General features: G+C 34.3%; 17 protein-coding genes. 3 read left to right on the top strand and 14 right to left on the bottom strand.

Annotated elements, in window-relative coordinates:
- Positions 1-237, bottom strand: coding sequence for a YhdT family protein (locus tag A9G12_RS07750; protein ID WP_065565274.1), 237 nt, complete (start codon positions 235-237; stop codon positions 1-3).
- A 178-nt stretch (positions 238-415) separates the two neighbouring features.
- On the opposite strand from A9G12_RS07750, the gene ilvC reads away from it, so the two are divergent.
- Together ilvC and A9G12_RS07740 are read left to right on the top strand one after the other, a co-directional pair.
- Complete coding sequence (gene ilvC, locus A9G12_RS07745) at positions 416-1894, top strand: ketol-acid reductoisomerase (protein WP_065565273.1); 1479 nt, start codon at positions 416-418, stop codon at positions 1892-1894.
- Positions 1895-2206: 312 nt separating this feature from the next.
- The gene (locus tag A9G12_RS07740) at positions 2207-2773 is read left to right on the top strand and encodes a cell division protein ZapC (RefSeq protein ID WP_081299700.1); all 567 of its coding nucleotides are present in this window, start codon (positions 2207-2209) and stop codon (positions 2771-2773) included.
- Between the two features lie 39 nt (positions 2774-2812).
- Here A9G12_RS07740 and A9G12_RS07735 read toward each other — a convergent pair whose 3' ends face one another.
- From A9G12_RS07735 to greB, 3 genes are all read right to left on the bottom strand, one after another.
- Positions 2813-4519, bottom strand: coding sequence for an SEL1-like repeat protein (locus tag A9G12_RS07735; protein ID WP_065565272.1), 1707 nt, complete (start codon positions 4517-4519; stop codon positions 2813-2815).
- 93 nt (positions 4520-4612) lie between these two features.
- Positions 4613-5716, bottom strand: a complete 1104-nt coding sequence (locus tag A9G12_RS07730) for a YcbX family protein (protein ID WP_065565271.1) — start codon at positions 5714-5716, stop codon at positions 4613-4615.
- A 137-nt stretch (positions 5717-5853) separates the two neighbouring features.
- A complete protein-coding gene (gene greB / locus A9G12_RS07725) occupies positions 5854-6336 on the bottom strand; it encodes a transcription elongation factor GreB (protein WP_065565600.1) in 483 nt (160 codons plus the stop codon).
- A 45-nt stretch (positions 6337-6381) separates the two neighbouring features.
- Here greB and A9G12_RS07720 point away from each other — a divergent pair, with 45 nt between their 5' ends.
- A complete protein-coding gene (locus tag A9G12_RS07720) occupies positions 6382-8688 on the top strand; it encodes a Tex family protein (protein ID WP_081299699.1) in 2307 nt (768 codons plus the stop codon).
- 90 nt (positions 8689-8778) lie between these two features.
- Here the strand turns inward: A9G12_RS07720 and A9G12_RS07715 are convergent, their stop codons facing one another.
- From A9G12_RS07715 to deoD, 10 genes are all read right to left on the bottom strand, one after another.
- Positions 8779-10356, bottom strand: coding sequence for an alpha/beta hydrolase-fold protein (locus tag A9G12_RS07715; RefSeq protein WP_065565270.1), 1578 nt, complete (start codon positions 10354-10356; stop codon positions 8779-8781).
- Positions 10346-12568, bottom strand: coding sequence for a TonB-dependent siderophore receptor (locus A9G12_RS07710; protein ID WP_065565269.1), 2223 nt, complete (start codon positions 12566-12568; stop codon positions 10346-10348). The genes A9G12_RS07715 and A9G12_RS07710 overlap by 11 nt, the downstream gene beginning before the upstream one ends.
- Positions 12569-12756: 188 nt before the next feature.
- Positions 12757-13623: a YjjW family glycine radical enzyme activase gene (locus tag A9G12_RS07705; protein ID WP_065565268.1), complete on the bottom strand. Its 867-nt coding sequence runs from the start codon at positions 13621-13623 to the stop codon at positions 12757-12759.
- Positions 13598-15145: a YjjI family glycine radical enzyme gene (locus A9G12_RS07700; RefSeq protein WP_141674123.1), complete on the bottom strand. Its 1548-nt coding sequence runs from the start codon at positions 15143-15145 to the stop codon at positions 13598-13600. Before A9G12_RS07700 ends, A9G12_RS07705 begins: the two co-directional genes overlap by 26 nt.
- A 164-nt stretch (positions 15146-15309) precedes the next feature.
- Positions 15310-16935 carry a bifunctional UDP-sugar hydrolase/5'-nucleotidase UshA gene (ushA, locus tag A9G12_RS07695; protein ID WP_141674143.1) on the bottom strand — a complete coding sequence of 542 codons (1626 nt, stop codon included), beginning with the start codon at positions 16933-16935 and terminating at the stop codon, positions 15310-15312.
- Between the two features lie 87 nt (positions 16936-17022).
- A complete protein-coding gene (locus A9G12_RS07690; RefSeq protein WP_065565265.1) occupies positions 17023-18324 on the bottom strand; it encodes a pyrimidine-nucleoside phosphorylase in 1302 nt (433 codons plus the stop codon).
- Positions 18325-18446: 122 nt separating this feature from the next.
- The gene (locus A9G12_RS07685) at positions 18447-18842 is read right to left on the bottom strand and encodes a cytidine deaminase (protein ID WP_065565264.1); all 396 of its coding nucleotides are present in this window, start codon (positions 18840-18842) and stop codon (positions 18447-18449) included.
- 284 nt (positions 18843-19126) lie between these two features.
- Positions 19127-20284, bottom strand: coding sequence for an adenosine deaminase family protein (locus A9G12_RS07680; protein ID WP_065565263.1), 1158 nt, complete (start codon positions 20282-20284; stop codon positions 19127-19129).
- A gap of 347 nt (positions 20285-20631) precedes the next feature.
- Positions 20632-21870, bottom strand: coding sequence for a nucleoside permease (locus tag A9G12_RS07675; RefSeq protein WP_065565262.1), 1239 nt, complete (start codon positions 21868-21870; stop codon positions 20632-20634).
- A 230-nt stretch (positions 21871-22100) separates the two neighbouring features.
- The gene (deoD, locus tag A9G12_RS07670; protein ID WP_065565261.1) at positions 22101-22817 is read right to left on the bottom strand and encodes a purine-nucleoside phosphorylase; all 717 of its coding nucleotides are present in this window, start codon (positions 22815-22817) and stop codon (positions 22101-22103) included.
- Between the last annotated feature and the right edge of the window lie 5 nt (positions 22818-22822).

Genomic DNA, 22822 nt, shown 5'->3' with positions numbered 1-22822 from the left:
TCACTTAGTTTGTTCTAGCGAGATATCTTGGAATTGAAATTTTACAACAATCCAACATAATAAAATAAAACCGACAGGAACTAAAATACAAGAGATCTCAAACCATAATGGTAGCCCAAGTATTCCCAGTTTATCGCTGCTTAAATAAGCGCCAAGCACCCACGCTAACAGGTAAATAATCGTGAGTAATAATGACAGCTTAGCTTCTTTACTAGCTTGCTGATAACGTATATCCATGTTAAGTAGTTAAGTGGTTAATAAATGGTGGTCTAGAGTAAAAGAAAGTATCACACTTAGCAAGTGTATTGCAATTTATGCAATATAATGTTGTGAATATATCAATTTTAGCAATATTAAAATTACTATATAGTTATACAACAAGTAAATCAATTTAATTCAAGTTATGGAGAGGAAAATGTCGAACTATTTTAATACATTAAATTTACGGGAAAAGTTAGACCAACTTGGTAAATGTCGTTTTATGGCACGTGAAGAATTTGCTTCAGAAGCTAACTTTTTAAAAGGTAAAAAAATTGTTATTGTTGGTTGTGGTGCTCAAGGTTTAAACCAAGGTCTCAACATGCGTGATTCCGGATTAGATATTGCCTATACATTGCGTAAAGAAGCCATTGCGGAAAAGCGTACTTCATGGCAACGAGCGACCGAAAATGGTTTTAAAGTTGGTAGCTATGAAGAACTTATACCAACTGCGGATTTAGTTATTAATTTGACCCCAGATAAGCAACATTCAGCTGTAGTTCAAGCGATTCAACCATTAATGAAACAAGGCTCTGCATTAGGTTATTCTCATGGTTTTAATATTGTTGAAGTAGGTGAAAAAATTCGTGCTGACATTACTGTTGTTATGGTAGCACCTAAATGCCCTGGTACCGAAGTCCGTGAAGAATATAAACGTGGTTTTGGGGTACCAACACTGATTGCTGTTCATCCGGAAAATGATCCAAAAGGAGAAGGTTTAGCGATCGCCAAAGCTTGGGCAGCTGCAACCGGTGGCCATCGTGCCGGGGTATTACAATCTTCGTTTGTGGCTGAAGTAAAATCAGACTTAATGGGTGAACAAACCATTCTTTGCGGTATGTTACAAACAGGCTCATTATTATGTTTTGACAAGCTAGTAGCAGATGGAGTTGATCCAGCGTATGCATGTAAGTTATTACAATTTGGTTGGGAAACGATCACCGAAGCATTAAAACAAGGTGGTATCACCTTAATGATGGATCGTTTATCTAATCCAGCTAAATTAAGAGCTAATGCTTTAGCCAAAGAATTGAAAGTGATAATGACCGATCTTTATCGTAAACATATGGATGATATTATCTCTGGTGAATTTTCGGCTACTATGATGAAGGATTGGGCTAACAATGATGTTAATCTATTAAAATGGCGTAAAGAGACTGGTGAAACGGCATTTGAAAAAGCGGCTGAATATCAAGGTAAAATTGATGAACAAGCTTACTTTGATCAAGGTGTAGTAATGATCGCAATGGTAAAAGCTGGAGTTGAACTTGCTTTTGAAACCATGTTGGAATCCGGTATTTTAGCCGAATCAGCTTATTACGAATCACTACATGAATTACCACTTATTGCTAATACTATTGCGCGTAAACGTTTATATGAAATGAATGTGGTTATTTCCGATACTGCTGAATATGGTAACTACCTATTTGCTAATGCCGCAGTGCCATTATTGCACAAGAAGTTCATGCCAATGTTACAACCTGGTGATCTTGGGAAAGCGATCCCTGAAGGTAGTGTAGATAATGCCCAATTACGTGATGTTAATGATGAGATCCGTAACCATCCAATAGAAAAAATTGGACGTAAACTACGCAGTTATATGACTGATATGAAACGTATTAATGTAGCTAGTTAATAATTAATTAAATTAAAATAAAAATTTAAAGGTGCGATCTGCACCTTTTTTTATGCCTAAAACATGGTGTAAAGATGTTTCCAAATAGCTATACGTTTCAGTATAAAAATTTATTGATCATAGCGGATCAAAATGGATAAAAAAAGATTAATTTAGATCTAAGTTAGATCATTTGGATCCAATTAAATTTCAAATAAAATTTTTAAAAATTAAATAATTAAATAAATTTTATTTTAACTTTTTATTTATTTTTTTTTAAATTTGTGTTATCTTTTGTACAAATTTAGTTCAGTTAAAAAGGGTAACATATCAATGAAAATGATTTTTAGACCAACTGATTGTTGGCGTTGGTATTTTGACAAGGAATATGGCAATTTGATGTTAGAAGTCTCGCCTGAAATGTTATTTCGTTCTTGTTACTCAAGTAAAGTGTTAATCCCTGATGTGTTTGGTGAATTTCCATTTTCGGTTAGTGATGCCACTGCTTATTACTTATTCCGTGATAGTTGCCAATCTTTAAATTTGGATGAATCTCAGCAAATAGAATTATCAATTAATGCAATTGTTGCTGCTAACTTCCTTAAGCCGCAAATGCCTAAAAGTTGGTATTTTAGTCAACAACCACAATTGTTTGTACCTAAGGTGGCAGATATTGTTGAAGTTAATATGCAAGAAGATGGTCAACGAGTAACTTTGATGGTGGTTGAAGCTGGTGAGAATGCATCTTTGTGTATCATTGCCCAACCAACTTTCACTGCAATGAATAGAACTTTCAATTTTGCTGAAGCAATTAAAGTTATGAATGATAGATTAAGACCAGCAACCCATAATTTTGTTGATAATATGCAAGAAATAACCGATTTGCAGGCTATTTCCTAAAATTAAATTTCTATCTAATCAGCGTGGTTATTAAATAACCTAACCTGAAAAATTCATCGAACGCATAAGCTTATACCTACGCTCATATCTATGGTAATACGATTTGGCTTCTTTATGACCTTGATCAGCTGCCAGTTTCAGATAATATAAGCCGGTAGTATATAATGCTACATCATCATATAGTATCTTTCCTAGGTTAAATTGTGCCTCCATATCGCCATTGTTAGCTTTAGTAATCAAATCGGAAGTTTCTTTTTCTTTTTCAATAAATGGGGAACAAGTATAAACGTAAGACTCATTTTCTTTAAACTCATTACAATAACTGTTATACCAATATAGAGTTTTAGTAAAATCTTGTTTAATGTAACGTCCAGATTTATATTCGTCAGCGATTTCTAATTTTGCTAAAACATGTCCTGCTTCGGCTGCTTTTTCCAACCAGTACATACTTATCTTTTGTTTTTCTAAAACAGAATCGGAACTTCTTGATGAATAAAAGTAAAGTTCAAATATTTTATATTTAATTTCAGCATTATCAATATAACTATCATATTTAATATAGGTGTTAATTATTGCCATTTCTAATTCTGACGAAAATTCTATATTCGCAGTTTCTAATAATTTCACCATTTTAAGTAATAGCTTAGGATCTTTATCAGTAGCGTATGAATAGTAATTGATCGCAGTTAAATTTTTACCTAAATCTTCATACCATTTTGCAATGGCTACACCCACCTTAATATCAGGATTATTCTTATCAAATTTGCGCAATAAAGAATATATCTTATTTTTCTTTGGCTGTTTTAACTGTTGTTTATATAATTCACATGCTCTTGATGCTTCTAAAGTGCAAGCTATACCAAAATATTCGATCGCTCTATTTAACTTTTCATCATCAGCATAATAAAAACTAAGCTTTAACATTGAAGGATAATCATTAGGATCCAGCTTGTCTTCGATTTGTTTTATAACGTCAGCATGGTTAGTCTTATTTTGATTTTCGTCATTTAAGAAAGGAATCTTACTAAGGCTCTCATTTTGTGATTCGATTATTTCTTCCATTTTTGCAAATGCAAGGTAATACCATAAATCATGCACATGAATATCTTCAGCCGCTTTAAAATACTCTATGGCTTTTGTGGGATTTTTATTGACGAAGTAATCATCAATATATAATTGACCAATTAGAAAATTAACATATGGATTATCGTTGAAATCTTCATCTTCCAAACTAGCAATTGTAATAAAATGTCCAAATGGAATTTTTTTTAATTTAAAGCTACTTAACAATATTGCAATTGACTTTGTATCGCCATTTAATATGGCTGTTTTATATAACGAAACACCTTTACCAAATAACTTAGGTAATAAATTATAATTTATTTCATCATCGGTTAATGTATTACAACCAAATTTTTTATAATTACTAACTGAACTGTCTTTTCCCTTATAATCGGAATAAGGCTCATAGTCTAAGGCGAATGTTGCTTTTTTAGTTTTTATCAGATTATAAAGTTGTTTCAACTTATTGCAGTCTCTAGAAGAAAGGCTATTGGCTAAATTAATATAAGCGGTCGCTAATCTTCTGGTACTCTCTAAATTATTTTTATCTTTATTTGATTTCTTCTGATATTGGTTATTGTCACCATTATCAAAACTACTCATTACGGTACTAAAATCATTAGACGAAAACGCGCAAGATGAAAATATGAATACAAAAGTAAACACACATATTTTTTGAATCATTAATATTAACCTTATGCTTTTATTTTAATTATTATTGTTATCTTGATACTAAAACTATTATTACATTCTATAGATAATAAATGCTTTTTTATATCACTTCTTTAATAAATTCAGATCAATATCACCATTAGGTACACAACTACAGGCTAAAATTCGGTTATTTTTTTTTATTGCTGATTGTGTTAGTGCGCGGACTTCTCCTTGCTTCAATACCACCATACAACGTCCACAAATTCCAGCACGGCACGAATTGGGTAATGCTACTTGTTGTTGCTCTAATTGTTCTAAAATAGTTTGTTGATTGTTTCCTTGGATGATTTTACCTTCAAAAGTAATAGTACATTTTTGTGCCAATTTACTATTTTCTGGTGGAAAAGATTTAATATAATTTTTGGCATTTTGTCTTTCTAGTACTTCTACAGTGTCATTAATGGTAATCTTACCGGAGTTACGGGCAATCATATTCATGCCAAAATCAATTTTACCTTGTTCATCCGCCCGAAAATAACGTAAAGTAGTAAGTGGTTCATTATTAGCTAAATAATTTGTTGAATCAGCATTAATTGTGGTCATTACACAACGAGTACAAGGTTTGACGATATCAAATATCACTTCGCCAATTTTGATCGTTTTCCAGCCATCCTCGGCAAAAGGTAACGCCCCCTTAATAATAATATTGCCTCGAAATTGGCTAATATTGAGTTTTTCAGGACATTGCAGTTGTAAATAAGCAAACGAAGCTTCATTTAATAACAAATATGGATAACCATCGGCAAAACTAACTGGTACTTCGGGGTAACGTTTAGTTCGGCGGGATAATTTATTGCCAACCCAACGTAATTGCACATCTTTTTGCAGAAATTGGCTTAAAAATTGGTTAACTCTAATTGAGGCAATATGTGACATGAAATGATTCCCCCATACTTCAGTGGGTTCATTGGTATTGGAAAAATCATCAAAATTGATACTAATTGATTCACGAGATGGCAGCGAAATATGCACCACATTATTTATAACTTTAGTTTCAAGTTTTAAAAGTTTAGGGAACTGTCTTGCAGTAATAAAAGTACCATCAGGTTCACTAATCATTAAAATTCGATCGTACTTAAAACCGCCAGTAGCAGTTATTGCTTCTGTCAACGCAATCCCTTTCATGGATTTAATTGGGTAAATAAACAGCTGACTAACTGCGATCATAATAAGTTAAGTAAATAATAAAATGGTAAAGATTATATCCTTTATTGACTAGGATTTATATATGCTAACAAATGGTTAGTTTGGATGTATTTTACTATTACCCAGATTTTTATCGTCAATTTATCGATTGCATTTGCTTAAGTTAATGCTTGATAACTAATAGCGACTATATAGTAAAATGCAGTACCATTGGGTGTCATGACTGAGATTTCATCATCAACTTTGTGACCGATTAACGCTCTAGCAACTGGACTATTGATGGATATCCAGTTCTTTTTGGGGGCGAATTCATCCGCGCCTACAATACGGTAAACTTGTAAATTACCATTTTCATCTTCTAATTTTACCCAAGCACCAAAAAAGACTTTACCTTCTTGGCGTGGGTCAGGGTCAACAATGGTAAGTGATTCTAATCGTTTGCTTAAAAAACGCACTCGCCTGTCAATTTCACGCAGACGACGTTTACCATATATATATTCCGCGTTTTCACTGCGATCCCCTAGTGCAGCAGCATCTGAGACTGCTTGAGTAACTCTCGGTCTTTCTTCTTTCCATAAATATTTCAATTCACGGTCGAGTGTTAAGTAGCCTTCTCTTGTTATATAATTAGCACTTTTCATAATAAAGACAAATTCCGTTAATCGATAAAAATATATTGAGACATCATGATAAATAATCAAATAAGCCATATTATAGCTGGTGAGTTAACCGTAAAACCAGAACAAGTTTTAGCAGCGATTCAATTATTAGATGAAGGTAGTACTGTCCCCTTTATTGCGCGTTATCGTAAAGAAGTAACCGGAGGGCTTGATGATACCCAATTACGTACTTTAGACAGCCGTTTAAGTTACTTGCGTGAACTTGAAGATCGAAAACAAACCATCTTAAAGTCTATTGAAGAACAAGGTAAATTAACACCAGAATTATCTAAAAGCATTATTTCGACGCTTAGTAAAACCGAACTTGAAGATCTTTATTTACCTTACAAACCTAAACGCCGTACTCGCGGTCAGATAGCGATTGAAGCAGGACTGGAACCGCTTGCTGATGATTTATGGCAAACACCAACATTAAATCCTGAAACTGAAGCCGAGAAATATTTAGATACTGATAAAGGTGTGGCTGATACTAAATCCGCATTAGATGGTGCTCGTTACATTCTAATGGAACGTTTTGCTGAAGATGCGGCATTGTTAGCAAAAGTACGTCACTATCTGTGGAACAATGCACATTTAGTTTCGCAAGTAGTTAGTGGTAAAGAAGAAGAAGGCGCTAAATTCCGCGACTATTTTGCCCAAAGTGAGTTGATCTCAAAAGTACCATCCCATCGTGCATTAGCGATGTTTCGTGGACGTAACGAAGGTTTTTTACAACTGTCATTAAATGCCGATCCTCAATATGAAGAAGCTCCGAAAGAAAGTTATTGTGAACATATTATCACTGAATATTTAGGTGTACATTTCAATGATGCACCAGCAGATAAATGGCGTAAAGCAGTGATTAATTGGACTTGGCGCATCAAAATTTTGCTGCATATGGAAACCGAATTAATGACTACTCTACGCGAAAATGCAGAACAAGAAGCGATCGACGTATTTGCAGCTAATTTGCATGATATGTTAATGGCGGCCCCAGCGGGTATGAAAGTGACCATGGGTATGGATCCTGGTTTACGCACCGGTGTTAAAATTGCGGTGGTGGATGCCACCGGTAAATTGGTCGCGACTGAAACTATCTACCCACACACCGGGCAAGCCGATAAAGCTGCCATGATAGTAGCGGCACTTTGTATTAAGTATCAAGTTGAACTGGTTGCAATTGGTAATGGTACCGCTTCACGGGAAACCGAACGTTTTTATTTAGATGTACAAAAAAAATACCCGGAAGTTAAAGCGCAAAAAGTGATTGTCAGTGAGGCCGGCGCATCAGTTTATTCCGCTTCGGAACTGGCTGCACAAGAGTTCCCAGATCTAGATGTATCAATTCGTGGAGCAGTATCCATTGCCCGGCGCTTACAAGATCCTTTAGCTGAGTTAGTAAAAATCGATCCAAAATCAATTGGAGTGGGTCAGTACCAACACGATGTGAGTCAAACCTTATTGGCGAAAAAGCTTGATGCTGTGGTGGAAGATGGCGTAAATGCGGTTGGGGTAAATTTAAATACCGCTTCAATGATGTTATTGGCGCGTATTGCCGGATTAAATAAAGTCATCGCTCAAAATATTATTGACTGGCGTAATGAAAATGGCCAATTTTCCGACCGCAAACAATTACTAAAAGTAGCGCGATTAGGTCCTAAAGCCTTTGAGCAATGTGCCGGTTTTTTACGTATTACCAATGGCAACAATCCATTAGATGCATCAGCCGTTCACCCTGAAGCTTATCCAGTAGTTGAGCGCATTTTAGACAAAAATCATAAATCACTAAAAGACATTTTAGGTGATACTAATTATTTGAAATCACTTAAAGCAGTTGATTATGTGGATGATCATTTTGGTGTACCAACTGTGACTGACATTATTAAAGAATTGGATAAACCTGGTCGTGATCCGAGGCCAGAATTCAAAACTGCGCAGTTTGCTGACAATATTGAAACCATGCAAGATTTAAAAGTTGGTATGGTTATGGAAGGTGCTGTAACCAATGTGACCAACTTTGGTGCCTTTGTTGATATTGGCGTACATCAAGATGGTTTAGTGCATATTTCAGCTTTATCCAATAAATTTGTTGATGACCCAAGAACAGTGGTGAAAGCAGGGGATATCGTTAAAGTAAAAGTGATGGAAGTCGATATTGCTCGTAAACGTATTGCGTTAACCATGCGACTCGATGATGTAGTCATGCCTAAGCAAGATTCAACAAAACCGTCTAATGGTAAATCAGTAACGGCTAAATCTCAAAATCATAACCATTCTATGGGTAATAGTGCTATGGGAAATGCGTTTGCCGCTGCGTTTAACAAAAATAAATAAAATTATTGTATATTAAAATGTAAAAAATATGTTTCCGTTAATTAACTCTAATGGAAACATATAATTAAGCTTAAGATTATTTATTAAATATTAATGGTGTGCATTTAATAAATATTGCAATCCTTCAGCAAATTCACCCTGCCAATGTAAGTAATCGTGCCCACTAGCTGTTTCATGGTAAAAATAAGTATAGCCTTTAGCGCGTAAAATATTACTAAAGTGGCGATTACTGGCTAGTAAGTTGCCTTCAAATAAGCCAGCATTAAGGTAGAATTTAATTGCTTTAGGCGATTGTTGGGCAAATTGCTCACTGAGCCATTCACCAGTGTGATTTTTTGGTCCCCACCAATATGAACCAGATAAACTCAATACCTTCGGGAAATATTGTGGATATAAAAAAGCAATATAAGACGAAGCTAACCCACCAAAACTAGAACCAGCAATAACGGTATTATTTGGCTTAACATCAATATGTTGATGTTTCAACCATGGCAATAACTCGGTGGCTAAGCAATCAGCTAATTTAGTTGAATAAGGGGGTAATTCTTGGGAGCGTGTTTGGCTATCTAAGGTATCAAGCATAACCAAAATAGTTGGCGTAATTTTTTTATGCGCGATTAAGTTATTCATTATGTTAATAATAGCGGTTTTTTGTTGGTATTGGCGACTATCAAATAAAATAACTAAGTTTAGATCATCAGGTGGCAATGCTTTAATATTAGCCGGCCAGTAAATCGTGATACCACGTTCATTGTTTAGAATATGACTTTTAAACTTATGCTGAGTTAAACTGCCTTTCGGTGAATTTATTTCTGCTTTAATACCAAATTGTACTGGTGCGTCAGCAAGTTCAACATAAGATTCGCGATGGAATTTATCGACCCCATCACTTGGGTAAAAATGAGGATTTAGTGGATCTTGCTGAGCAGTTGCAACAATAGCATGCCTTTGCTGCGCTATGGGTTTAGCCGTTATTGGAATATTGGGTGCTAGCTGATAACTATAACGAGTGGTTTTAGGAACGATGTAACTACGAAACCAAACATCACTATTAGCCAGATGATATAAGTCATCGTGATCACCAGTTGGTGAACCAAATATTTTAATATTATTTAACTCACCTCGCCATAAAAAGGTCATTATCACATTATTTTCATCATAGGGTTCGATTAAAGGTGTGCCTTGCTCAGCGATTTTATGCCAAAAAACACTAGTATCTTTATTGGTTAATAGAGTTTGCTCTAGTTTAATTAACTCAGGGCTAATTAATTTATAGGCTTTAGGTGTATTGGCGGGTGTAGTTTGCCAAGTCAGTGTAAATGATTGATTAGGTTGACCGTTCATAATAAGTTGATAATTATCACTTTGTGGCACGGTAAAAATAAATTCATTACCATTGCCACTCAATTGCCGTATATATTGATGGTCAACAGTAACAAGATCTAATTTAGCTAGCGAAGTGTAGTTGCCTTCGATCAAATCGCCTTGCTTAAAAAAGGTTTGTAAACAAAGTTTGCCAGAAGCATCCAATTGCTGGCTAGTCGTCGTTATTCCAGGAGCTAAAGATAAACAAGGTAAATTAGCATTACCACATAATGGTAATGCTAATAAAACAATTCCTCTTAACCAGAATTGCTTGTTATTAGGTACTAAAAATTTACCAATCATAATTTAAAGCTGCTGAAACTTGACGCTCTAACCCATAGAAACAAGATGTATCTGTTCCACAAGCCGCAACATAATGTTTATTAAATAAATTATTGGCATTAACTTGCAAAGTTAGACCTTTTAAACTTGGCATTTTAGCAGATAAATCATAGCGTAAAGTCCAATCATAAAGGGTATAAACTGGCACTTCAAAACGTTTTCTTATTCCGTAATGATTATTACCGGCAGCATCTTTAACGGTAAGAACGTCGTAAGCATTAGTTGTACCAACATAACGCACTCCAAAGCCGCTAGATAAACCATCAAATATGCCATCAATAAATTTATAATCAGCCCATAATGAAGCCTGATGGCGAGGATTTCTTTCCACTGGTTTACCTTTTAGAGTAGAAATAGAGGTTTTTTTGTATTTACTATCACCATAGCTATAGGTCGCAATTAAGTCTATATTTTTGGTTAGTTCGGAATGAGCCTCAAATTCAGCACCTTTTGAACGAATTTTGCCAACTTGACGCTTGTGGAAAATGCTATAGTCATAAGTCACCTCATCACGCTCATCTAATTGATAAACAGCAGCGCTAAGTAATGTTTTACTATTTGGCATTTGATATTTTACCCCAGCCTCAACTTCTTTAGCTTTGGATGGTTTAAATGCTTTACCTTTTTCATCAATATCGGCATTTGGTTCAAATGATGTACTATAATTAATATAAGGAGAAATACCATTTTCAAACGCATATAAAACCCCAACACGTGTAGTAAAAGCATCATCATTTACTGAAAGTCGGTCATGCATTAAATCACCTGAATCATATCTTTTTTTAATATTAACTTTTGAATGATCGTAACGTCCTGAAAATAATATGTTAAATTGATTGATTTCAAGTTGATCTTGAATGTAAACCCCTAATTGCGATAACCTTTGTAATTTATCATCAAAAGGTTTTAATGGATCATCTGCTTTAGGAACAGTTATATGATATTTAGGATGCTTCCAATCAATTATATAACCATTTGAAGCTCGATTTAACTGATTATCATCGCGATTCCATTTATAATCAAAGCCTAAAGTAGCATTATGAGTTACCATGCCGGTATCAAATAATGATTCAAGACGATTATCTACGGTTAATTCTTTATTATTAATATGTTCTATTTGTGGTCTACGATAAATACTTGTTTTAGCATCGTCATCATCAAAAGTATATACCATATATTTATAGCGTTGAGTATTTTTGGTATAGCGTAAATTTTGTCTAAAAGTAAGACTATCGTTAAAATCATGCTCTAAGGCATAACCGGTAGAATATTGTTCACGCCAAGAGTCGAAGAAATTAGGATCACTAACGGCAAAGTCATAAGGGACTTTACCATGACTTTTATCAATAGTACCACGTTTAGGTAAGAAGTTACGTTCGTTAGCATCAGGATCTTTTTGATAACTAGTTAATATGGTAAAAGTAGTGTTTTCAGATGGCATCCAAGTTAGTGCTGGTGCTATAGCTACACTTTCATCCCGCACAAATTTAGGTTGCGCATCACGTTCCGTACCAATACCATTTAAGCGGAATAATAAATTGTCGCTTATGGCACCACCAAAATCGAATGCAGCTTCACGTAAACGTTGATTACCGGCACGAACTTGCACATGACGAATCGTTTCAGTCGTAGGGCGTTTACTGGTCATACCGATTAATCCTCCAGCAGAGCTTTGCCCATAAAGAGAAGAGGATGGTCCTCTAATGACTTCAACGCGTTCAAGTAACCAAGGATTTAGAGCCACATTACGTGAATTCATGGTTCCGGAATAATTAAGTCCATCTAAATAACGAGGAGCATAGCCGAATCCACGAATAATCACTTCATCGGAACGATTTGAATCACCGCGATATTCGGTAAATACACTAGCAGAATAACGCAACGCTTGGGAAACTGATGCAGCATTTTGCAAATCCATTTGATCTCGAGTAATAACTGAAACCGACTGTGGTGTTTTGATTAGTGGAATATCACTTTTGGTTGCTAGCATACTTCGTGTAGCTACAATACCATTAACACGACCAGTGGCATACTCTGTTTTTCCTTCGACATACATGACGTCATCGGTTTTATCATCATTATTGACTGTTTCATCGGCTAGAGCGGGTATAACAAAAATACTTGCTAATATTAATGCTGAAATCTTACTAATTTTTAGTTGATAAATAGACATTTTAGCCTCTCAGGGGTTGATTAAAACTTGCGCAGTCTAAACTAAATGATAATCATTTACAATTCCATTTTAAGGTTTTTTTAAGTTTTGCAAAAATTAGTAAAAATATATGTTAAATAACAATTGATTATGTTTTTGATATGAAATTAAGCTGATATTTTAGATATCGAAAGTGTAAGTAGAAACAGTTATAAATAAATTATTGGCACCGTGATATGCTTTAAGCCATATTGTTTTAGTTCAGCAGCAAAAATCTCAATTTGTTGCTTAGCTGCAGGTTTCCAATACTTAGCTATACCATGCACTCCATGGTTATGAAATGCATTAATTCGGATCTTTATTGTAGGGTCTAAATTTGTTATAAAACTGGCAATTTTTTCAGCATTATCTTGCAAATCGGTATGATTAGGAATAATTAATAGTCTGACTTCATGTAATTTATTAATTTTTGATAGATAGGTAATTGTTTCTTTAACACGGTTATTATCTCGGCCTGTTAAGTTTTTATGTACTTGGTTATCCCATGCTTTGAGATCTATCATGGCACCATCCATAACATTTGCTACTTTTTGCCAACCCGTAGTAGTTAAATAACCATTACTATCAATAAAACAAGTTAGATGTTTTAAATCACCAGTTTGTTTTATTGTATGAAACAAGGTTTGAATAAAAGGTAACTGTAAAGTTGCTTCTCCACCACTGATGGTAATGCCAGTTAAAAAAGGTAAATATTTGCGAATTTCTTTTAAAATATCATTAACGCTATAATTATAGGTCATTGGTGTTGAGTTATAATGACAAGTATTAATACACGTGTCACATTGCTGGCAAGCATCAGCATGCCATATAACTTTATTTTTTTTCAATGATAATGCTTGATGAGGACAAGTATCGACACAATCACCACAATCCTTACAGAATGATATGGTGTAGGGATTGTGGCAGTTTAAACAGTTAAAGTTGCATCCTTGTAAAAATATAACAAAACGGTTTCCAGGCCCATCGACACAAGAAAAGGGTAAAAGTTTATTAACGATTGCCCATGATTTGTTCATGACTAATTACTCTTGGTGTTCTGCATAAGTAACTATTACCATCAGCATCATCTGCTGCTTCACTACCCAAAAAAGTAGTATTAATTCTAGAACCTTCTTGTTTGTATTTAGCCATATCCGATAATCTCACCATATAACCTGTTACTCGAACTAGGTCATTACCACTTATATTAGCGGTAAATTCACGAAAACCAATTTGGAAAGCTGCTTTACAAATTTGTAGTAATGCTGATTGATTATTTTTTATGGTTTCATCAATGGTTAATATATCACTTATACCTGAACTATAATAATGATGATGCTTAAATACAGCCATAATATGACTCACAGGATCAGGTTCTTGTCCATAAGGTATTCTTAGTCCAGGAGTTGTACCACGATCGGAGCTAATGCCAGACTGTGCATGCAACATAGCTTTACCTTTCCATGCATGTTTAACTGCATGATTATCAACAAATTCAGCAAGTTGTTTGGAAATGGTTAAAGCAAGCTCATTCGCTTTTTCGTCTTGTCCATAACGACCAGCAATATTTGATTTTTCCTGTAAAATATTTACTGCTTCTGCCATAGCATAAATACCAAACATAGGCGCAAATCTGTCGGCATCAATTAAACCTTCTTTTATTAAAAAGCTGTTGCTAAAAAAGTTTGATTTTTCATAAAGGAATTCAGATCTAGCCTTGATAAGATTTAATTGTAGTTGACAATAATAAGGTAGTGTATTTTGCAAAAAATCATCGATATTTTTACTACGCAAGGCTACTTCTTTTAAATTGATTCGTGCAAGGGTACTACCGCCTCCAGCAATGGGCAGTGAATTATAACAACTCACTACCCCATATCCTTTTTCATCAAAATCCTTTGCAATTATTTTATTGTTAGCAATGTGAGGTTTAGCTGTATAGCAAATGTTATCAATTGCTAATGATAATAATTCTTCGGAAGTGACTTTTTCATCATAGATAAATGTTAAATTCGGTGCGACTTGTTTAAGTTCTTTATCAATCCGTAACAATATTCGACAAAGAATATTATCCGTAGGTCCTATATTGGCATGCATAAATGCATCGGGTAAATTACGGTCGAGCATAATCCAAAAATGTTTTAAGCGATCATAAAGTTCGTCTTCATTAAGGTTGCCAATATAAGGAAGCAATATTTGATCTAAACAACCTAAATAAACAGGCATACTGGTTACTGATGGAACATGATGATAAGCAATGGTTAGCATATTTATCGCATCATCAAATGTTTTAGCTGGTTCAAGTTCTAACCATTGCGATCCTTGTTTTAAGAATTTTGCATAATCAGGTAGGACATAACGAGGTTTATAAGGGGCATTACCTTCGTACATATCACAAATCACACGTTCATTTAATGCTTGTTGAGTTTCACTATCTAGATCAACATAAGGTAGATTATTTTCTGCAGCTAAAGCAAGTAAATGTGATTTTTGTTTTGGTGATAAATTAGGGTCAGTGACAATTTTATAACAATTATTTTGAAATTCTGTCATATTCATATTAACCTCAATGCTAAAAGCAAATATTTGTAAATTATTTTAGGCATAAATCTTTAAGCTATAATTAAAATAGAAAAAATGTATATCAGCTACCTATTTTTTATAGAGAGCTTTACTCTCGATTAGTTTTTAAACTAATAAATTTTAGTTATTAGCATAATAATTTATTTTTCAAAAATAAATTGTATGGGCTCATAATCAGCTGCGTTAATTGGTGAATGAGTTTCAAAGTATTGTTTTACGGCATCGGCATCACGATAGCCAGTATCAACATAACTTGGTAATGTGTTTGTAACAGGGTAACCATCCCCACCAGCGGCTAAAAAGTCTAAGGTAGCAATGCGATAACTTTTTTGTAAATCTATAGGCTCATTTTTAACTTTTACATCGATTATATTATCGCCATCTTTAGTAATTGTCAGATTTTTGAAATGGGCATATCCACCTGAACCCGGATTTTTACTTATTGCTACTTTTAAATAATCAATTAATTCAGTTCCAGTTAAATTAAAATAAATCACACTATTGCCAAAAGGTTCTACTTTTAGAATATCCCGATAAGTGATATTACCTTCTATTAGTGAGTCACGAATCATTCCACCTGACATAACCCCAATATCAGCCCCCGTTTTTTCAATAAAAGCGCTCAGTAACAATTGTCCCATATTACTTTGTTGATACCTAACAATATTGCGATCACCTTCCAGACGACCAGTTAATTGTCCACTCTTAGTTAATAACTGCTGTTTACCTTGTTCTTGATACGGGGTTAAGCTATCTAACAACTGTTTATTTTGTGGGATTTCTTTGGTGTAATATTCTAGTTTTTTGGTACCGTTATTATTATCGACTTCTTTTTTTAGATTAATTGGGATTAATTGATAATTTTGTAGCGTTAATTTACCATTTAGGAAAATAAAATCAGCTCGGCCAACATATTTTCCCCATTCATGAGCTTGTACAATCCAAGTCCCATTTTGTTGATCAGGAGCACATGGCGTGCCAGGTACATATTCGGTAATTCGTGTATTAGGACTTGCCATACAAACAGGATTTTGCGAATGTCCACCCACAATCATATTTAAATCGCCAGCGGGTAAACCACGAGCTAATTCAACATCTCCCGGTGCCATAGTACCATGCTCACCATTGTCATAATGCCCCATGTGTGTTACCGCAATAATCATATCCGGACGTTCACTTGTTTTTATTTGTGTAATGATTTTTTGCGCTTCAGGTAATGTTGCCCGGAATTCGACTCCGTTAGTGTTTTTAGGTGAAGCCAGAAAAATTGTATCATCCGTAGTTAAACCAAATACAGCTACTCTAATTCCATTCAAATCAAACATTTTATATGCATCAAAAACCCGATTTTCACTATTTTTGAAGTAGGTATTTGCCGATAAAAAAGGGAAGTTAGCCCATTTTTGTTGTTCACGAATAATTGACAAAGGGTGATCAAATTCATGATTACCCACAGCCATGGCATCATAACCAATTTCACTCATACCCATAAAATCAGGTTTAGCCTGCAATACATCTGATTCAGGTACACCAGTATTAATATCACCGCCTGACAGTAATAACAATTTACCACCTTTAGCTGTAACTTCTTGACGAATTTGATCAACGACAGTTTTTTGGGCTGCAAGTCCATATTCGCCAATATCATTTTGCCAAAAGCGACCATGATGATCGTTAGTATGTAAAATAGTAATTTGGTAGGGTTTATTTTTTTCCCAAGTAGATATGGCTGAGTTATTAGTTGAAACGCCTGCCATCGAACTCATTGAAAATAATCCCAAACAAACCACTAATGACAGTTTTTTATTAAGATTAAAATGATACATGGTGTCTCCTAAATCCTTGTACTATTTTTATTCAGTAATCACTTTATAAATAAGCTGAGGTTGTTTTGCACTATCACCAATAATAATATTGTCATACAGTTTTTGTTTGATTGCCTCTAACTTGTCAGTGTTAGCATGAATAGTCAATAGTGATTCTCCTTTAGTTACTTTATCTCCTACCTTTTTGCGCAAAACAATACCAACAGCAGGATCAATAATATCTTCTTTTGTGGCCCTTCCTGCTCCTAATTGCATAGCGGCAATACCGATTTGGTCAGCAACAATTTTGGTCACATAACCTGATTGTAAAGCAGGTAGTTTAATTTGATAAGGTGCATTAGCAAGTTTTTCTGGATGATCAACAATAGAACTATCGCCACCTTGAGCCGCAATCATGGTTTTAAATTTCGCAATCGCTTGACCATTTTTTATCGCTGCTTGTAGTTTTTCTCTCGCTTCTTCTAGCGTTTTTGCTTTATTAGCGAGTACTACCATCTGGCTTCCTAGAGTTAAAACTAGTTCGGTTAAATCAGCAGGACCTTGACCTTTTAAGGTATCAATCGCTTCTTTGATTTCTAGCGCATTACCTATAGCAAATCCGAGTGGTTGAGACATATCCGATATAATCGCCATTGTCCTTCGCCCAATTTGGTTACCAATGTTAACCATTTCATGTGCCAGTTTTTCTGAGTCTGCCATGTCTTTCATTAAGGCACCGTCACCTGTTTTGACATCTAGTACAATGGCATCTGCCCCAGCGGCTAATTTCTTGCTCATTATTGAGCTAGCAATAAGTGGAATAGAATTAACTGAACCAGTTACATCACGCAAAGAATAAAGTTTTTTATCTGCCGGTGTTAAATTACCCGATTGCCCAATAACTGCAACCCCTTTTTGATTAACTTGATTAATAAAATCCTGTTTATCTAATTCAATTTTGAAGCCAGGTATAGATTCAAATTTATCAGTAGTCCCTCCAGTATGGCCTAATCCACGACCTGACATTTTGGCTACTGGCACGCCTAATGCTGCAACTAAAGGCGCTAGCACTAATGTGGTGGTATCACCCACACCGCCTGTTGAATGTTTATCAACTTTAATCCCTTTAATTGATGATAGATCGACGGTATCACCTGAATACATCATTGCTTGTGTTAAATCTGCACATTCTTTGGATGTCATTCCTTGAAAGTATATTGCCATTAGTAAAGCACTAACTTGATAATCAGGAATAGTACTATTGGTATAGTTGGTAATAAAAAATTGAATTTCTTCGGTTGATAATGGTTTACCATCACGTTTTTTTTCAATAATATCTACAAATCTCATTATTATAAGTCTCTCTTAAATTAGCTTAACCAGCTTGGTATATCAGTTTAATTATCAATAAAACTGATTGTAATACTGCATTGCTGATTATATTCGTTATTGGTATTACTTAATTTTGCCATTTAGTCCAAATCACTTGGTGAAAAAGACCATGGTAATAACTCACCAACGGTTGTTTCCTGTATTTTGCCATTTAAATTGGTCAAAATAACGGGCATATCTTTGGCGCAAAATTCACTAATCACTTGTCTGCAAGCACCACAAGGTGAAATAGGCCCATCAGTATCACCAATAACCACTAATTTTTTAAATTTGCGTTTTCCTTCGGAAACAGCTTTAAAAATAGCCGTTCTCTCGGCACAATTGGCTAATCCATATGAGGCATTTTCAATATTGCAGCCTAAAATCACTTCATCATCTGCGGTAACTAAAGCTGCACCTACCTGAAATTTTGAATACGGAACATAAGCTTTCGCTCGAGCGGTTTTGGCTAATTCAATCAGTTTTTCAATTTTCATATTGATAATCCCTTGGGTTATTAACTAAATTTATTTATTGATGACGGTAAGTTTAGACGATAAACACTAAAATCTGTTTTGTCCTTGTCTATATAGCTTATTGAGTAGTGTAAAAGTTTCCCAATAAATGCTTTTACCAATTGTACCGGACATGATTTAAAGTGAATGTCTAAATTTATAACACTTTTGGGTATCACTGTCCGTTGCTATTTACTAATCCAATAATCTCTGTTGTGAATTTATAGAATACTAATATATCTATTTTATTTTGCTATACTCTAATTCTATTCGCGCAATCGTTTTTGGTAGTCAACCAATCTTGCTATTATTGCAGGATGATATTTATTGCTAGCAATTGCTTGCTTGAGTAAAGTCCTATCATTTGCTGTAAAACTAGATAAAATTTTATTGGTTAATCGTTGCTTTACATTATCATCAACAAAGGCGGCATAGATACCACATAATGAGATATCCAGTAATTCAAGTCTAGAAAAATTAAATATTGCTTGGGCTATTTGATATTCTTTGTCGATATCTGTGCCAAAAATACCTGCATCATCAGTATTAAGTGTGATTCTGACACCTTGAACATAGAGCTTTCTCACCGGATGATTATGAATATCACCGTGAAGTTCATTGACTAAAATACGGTTACTCGTTAATGCTATTTCTAAAGTGATATTGTTCTTAACCAGCTCATTAATCAACTGATGATTTTCGATAGCACGAATACCATGCCCAATCCTAACTGCACCATGCTTAAGTGCCTGGATAATACTTTCAGAGGATTCAATTTCGTCTGCATGATAAGATTTTTTTAATTTCAATTGTGAAGCTAATTGATGTGCGTCCTGAAAATCATCAAAATGACCAGCTTTTTCATTACCAGCGATATTAAATCCAGTAATAAAATGATGTGGATTGTCTTGGATAAAACGTAAGGTGTCATAGACAATTTGTGCCCCAAGGTGACGCACCCCGATCACATGATATCTAACAGTAATATTATAATTTTTCTGCACCTCGATAATGGCTTTATCCATTTGTATCAGCGTTTGTTGAAATTTATCCTTATGCCAAATGGTGTTACCAAGGTTTTGAGTAGTACAAATATGAAAAGGTGATAGGAATAATTCGCAATAGATTAAACCTTGCTCAGCATTTCGATTCAAAAAATCAAGCGTGATTGCATAATAATCTTCAGGGTTTTTTAAAAAACTAGCAACGGTATCATAAGTTTGAATAAATTCTTCAAAACTAGTTTCGTCATACCGATAGCGTCCATTTTTATATTCTTTGGCATCATATTCACCGGATTGATAACATAATGAATTCGGAAAGGGGATATGATTTTTCTCGGCTAATTTTTTTGCCATAACAGGAGTAATACTGCCTTCCACATGCTCATGTAAAATTACTTTGGGGATTATTGGTTCATTCATGCCGTATTCTAATTAATTATATTAATGTTGATTGTTATAATAACATCTCTTAAGTGTTTAAGGGGTGATTTATAACATGGTTAACATGACTAATATCACACTTTTCTATTTTAAATCGAATTTTTGGATGTGTTGTTAACACTGATTTCATTCAAAAGTTACTGGTTAAGTATTAATATAGTTAATTGATTTAAATTGATTAATTAACTTAATAAGTTTGTAACTATTAGTTATAAATTGCTATAAAATATCAGAACAATAGAATTTATGTTCAATCAAGGTAACTCTTATCAGAATTACCTTAAATTCAACAATCTGCAAGCTGGATTCATACTATATTAGCAGATCTATTTTTGCTCATTCTTATCATTTTTAAATATAAATAAAAATACAATAGCTAAGATTAATGAATAACCTGCAAAAATAAGCCAAACAGAATGCCAATCAATGATTTTCTCAGTAGAAGTATAACGATCAACTACTACACCACTAATGACAGAACCTAAATAAGCACCCAGACCATTAGTCATGGTCATAAATAACCCTTGCGCACTATTACGAATGTTAGGTGAAACTGATTTTTCTACATACATTGAACCAGAAATGTTATAGAAATCAAAAGCGCAACCGTACACTATCATTGATAGTAATAATAAAATAAAGCCAATTGGTGATGGATCACCATAGGCGAATAAACCAAACCTTGCCACCCAAGCAAGCATACTGATTAACATGACATATTTGATGCCTAACCGTTTCATAAAGAATGGTACAAATAAAATGAATACCACCTCAGATATTTGCGAAATAGATAATAACACTGAAGGATATTTAACCACCAAACTATCAGCATACTCAGGAATTTTTTCGAAGTCATGTAAGAATGGATTACCGAAAGTATTAGTAATTTGTAAAATACCACCGAGTAACACCGCAAATAGAAAAAAGACAGCCATTCTAGGTTGTTTAAATAATACGAATGCATCTAATCCTAATGAACTAATAAGTGATTTCTCTTGACTATTATTTTTTGCTGTCGGTATTGTTGGTAGTGTTAATGAATAAAGACTCAGTAAAATTGAACTTACGGCGGCAATATAGAGTTGTAGGTTACTTAATTCTAAACCTAAAAAACTTACCAGCCACATAGCTACAATAAAACCAATGGTACCAAATATTCTTATTGCTGGGAATTGAGATATAACGTCAAATCCATGAGATTCTAAACAACAATAAGAAATAGAGTTTGATATAGCGATAGTTGGCATAAATACTAAGCAGTGTACTAGCATGATTACCATCATCAAAAATGGTGATGTTATTGAAGCAGCAAAGAATAATGTGATGGCTCCAATTAAATGACATAACATGTATAATCGATTGGCTGGCATCCATCTGTCAGCTACAATACCAAGTAGACTTGGCATAAATAAAGAAGCTATACCCATTGTTCCATAAACCGATCCTACTTCAATACCCGTAAATTCCAATTTACGCATCATATAGGATCCTAAGGTGATTAACCAACTGCCCCAAATGAAGAATTGCAGAAAAAATATAATCTTAAGTTGTAACTTGATATTCATTTTGATTCCTTATCAAATGAGTTTTTTTCATAACTTATTATCAATTATTTACTATTAATCAATAAGTTCAAAAAACACTATCACTTAAATTTAAGGTTAAAAAAATTAGCTATTGAAATAGTGGATTTAAATAAATTTGAATACTTCGATCATTATTTCAACGCCAATGTGCATAATATTTTGTACTAAATCTTGTTAACTAATTTAAATATAGCTATAAACCATTTATTTTAGTCTTGATCTAATAAAACAGATTCTAATGCAACAGTAATCATTTGTTTAAAACCAAGTTGACGTTGTTCCGCTGTCATTGCTTCACCTTTACGAATATGATCTGAAACGGTACAAATTGCTAATGCTTTAGCACCATATTCAGCAGCAACACCATAAATACCGGCAGCTTCCATTTCGACACCTAATATATTGTATTTTTCCATTACATCAAGAATAGTTGGATCAACAGTATAAAAAAGATCGGCTGAAAATAAATTACCAATTTTAACAGGGATTGCTAATCTATTAGCTGTATCAACCACATTTCGGGTTAAATTAAAATCAGCAATTGCAGCAAAATCGTTATCTTTAAAACGAATTCGATTAACTTTAGAATCGGTGCAAGCGCCCATGCCAATAACTATGTCACCTAAGTTGACATCTGGACTAATTGCTCCGCAAGAACCAATGCGAATAATATTTTTTACATTATAAAATTTGATTAGTTCGGTGGTATAAATAGAACAGGATGGGATTCCCATCCCATGCCCCATGACAGAAACCTTTTGTCCTTTGTAGTAACCGGTAAAACCTAACATCGCTCTTACATTGGTGACTTCTTGCGCTTTTTCTAAAAAAGTTTCGGCAATAAATTTTGCACGTAAAGGATCGCCTGGCATTAGCACAGTCTCGGCAAAGGCATTTTCAATAGCGTTAATATGTGGGGTTGGCATCAAAA

The sequence above is a fragment of the Gilliamella sp. wkB112 genome (assembly GCF_001690685.1).
Lineage (GTDB): Bacteria > Pseudomonadota > Gammaproteobacteria > Enterobacterales > Orbaceae > Gilliamella > Gilliamella apicola_J.
This window is presented reverse-complemented; position numbering and strand designations above follow the sequence as displayed.

What these genes read in the sequence shown, in the direction of transcription:
- A9G12_RS07715 (WP_065565270.1), bottom strand. Translation starts at nt 10,356, where the DNA reads ATGATTGGTAAATTTTTAGTACCTAATAACAAGCAATTCTGGTTAAGA.
- A9G12_RS07740 (WP_081299700.1), top strand. Translation starts at nt 2,207, where the DNA reads ATGAAAATGATTTTTAGACCAACTGATTGTTGGCGTTGGTATTTTGAC.
- A9G12_RS07710 (WP_065565269.1), bottom strand. Translation starts at nt 12,568, where the DNA reads ATGTCTATTTATCAACTAAAAATTAGTAAGATTTCAGCATTAATATTA.
- A9G12_RS07675 (WP_065565262.1), bottom strand. Translation starts at nt 21,870, where the DNA reads ATGAATATCAAGTTACAACTTAAGATTATATTTTTTCTGCAATTCTTC.
- greB (WP_065565600.1), bottom strand. Translation starts at nt 6,336, where the DNA reads ATGAAAAGTGCTAATTATATAACAAGAGAAGGCTACTTAACACTCGAC.
- ushA (WP_141674143.1), bottom strand. Translation starts at nt 16,935, where the DNA reads ATGAGTTCGATGGCAGGCGTTTCAACTAATAACTCAGCCATATCTACT.
- A9G12_RS07750 (WP_065565274.1), bottom strand. Translation starts at nt 237, where the DNA reads ATGGATATACGTTATCAGCAAGCTAGTAAAGAAGCTAAGCTGTCATTA.
- A9G12_RS07735 (WP_065565272.1), bottom strand. Translation starts at nt 4,519, where the DNA reads ATGATTCAAAAAATATGTGTGTTTACTTTTGTATTCATATTTTCATCT.
- A9G12_RS07720 (WP_081299699.1), top strand. Translation starts at nt 6,382, where the DNA reads ATGATAAATAATCAAATAAGCCATATTATAGCTGGTGAGTTAACCGTA.
- ilvC (WP_065565273.1), top strand. Translation starts at nt 416, where the DNA reads ATGTCGAACTATTTTAATACATTAAATTTACGGGAAAAGTTAGACCAA.
- A9G12_RS07730 (WP_065565271.1), bottom strand. Translation starts at nt 5,716, where the DNA reads ATGATCGCAGTTAGTCAGCTGTTTATTTACCCAATTAAATCCATGAAA.
- A9G12_RS07705 (WP_065565268.1), bottom strand. Translation starts at nt 13,623, where the DNA reads ATGAACAAATCATGGGCAATCGTTAATAAACTTTTACCCTTTTCTTGT.
- A9G12_RS07680 (WP_065565263.1), bottom strand. Translation starts at nt 20,284, where the DNA reads ATGAATGAACCAATAATCCCCAAAGTAATTTTACATGAGCATGTGGAA.
- A9G12_RS07700 (WP_141674123.1), bottom strand. Translation starts at nt 15,145, where the DNA reads ATGAATATGACAGAATTTCAAAATAATTGTTATAAAATTGTCACTGAC.
- A9G12_RS07685 (WP_065565264.1), bottom strand. Translation starts at nt 18,842, where the DNA reads ATGAAAATTGAAAAACTGATTGAATTAGCCAAAACCGCTCGAGCGAAA.
- deoD (WP_065565261.1), bottom strand. Translation starts at nt 22,817, where the DNA reads ATGCCAACCCCACATATTAACGCTATTGAAAATGCCTTTGCCGAGACT.
- A9G12_RS07690 (WP_065565265.1), bottom strand. Translation starts at nt 18,324, where the DNA reads ATGAGATTTGTAGATATTATTGAAAAAAAACGTGATGGTAAACCATTA.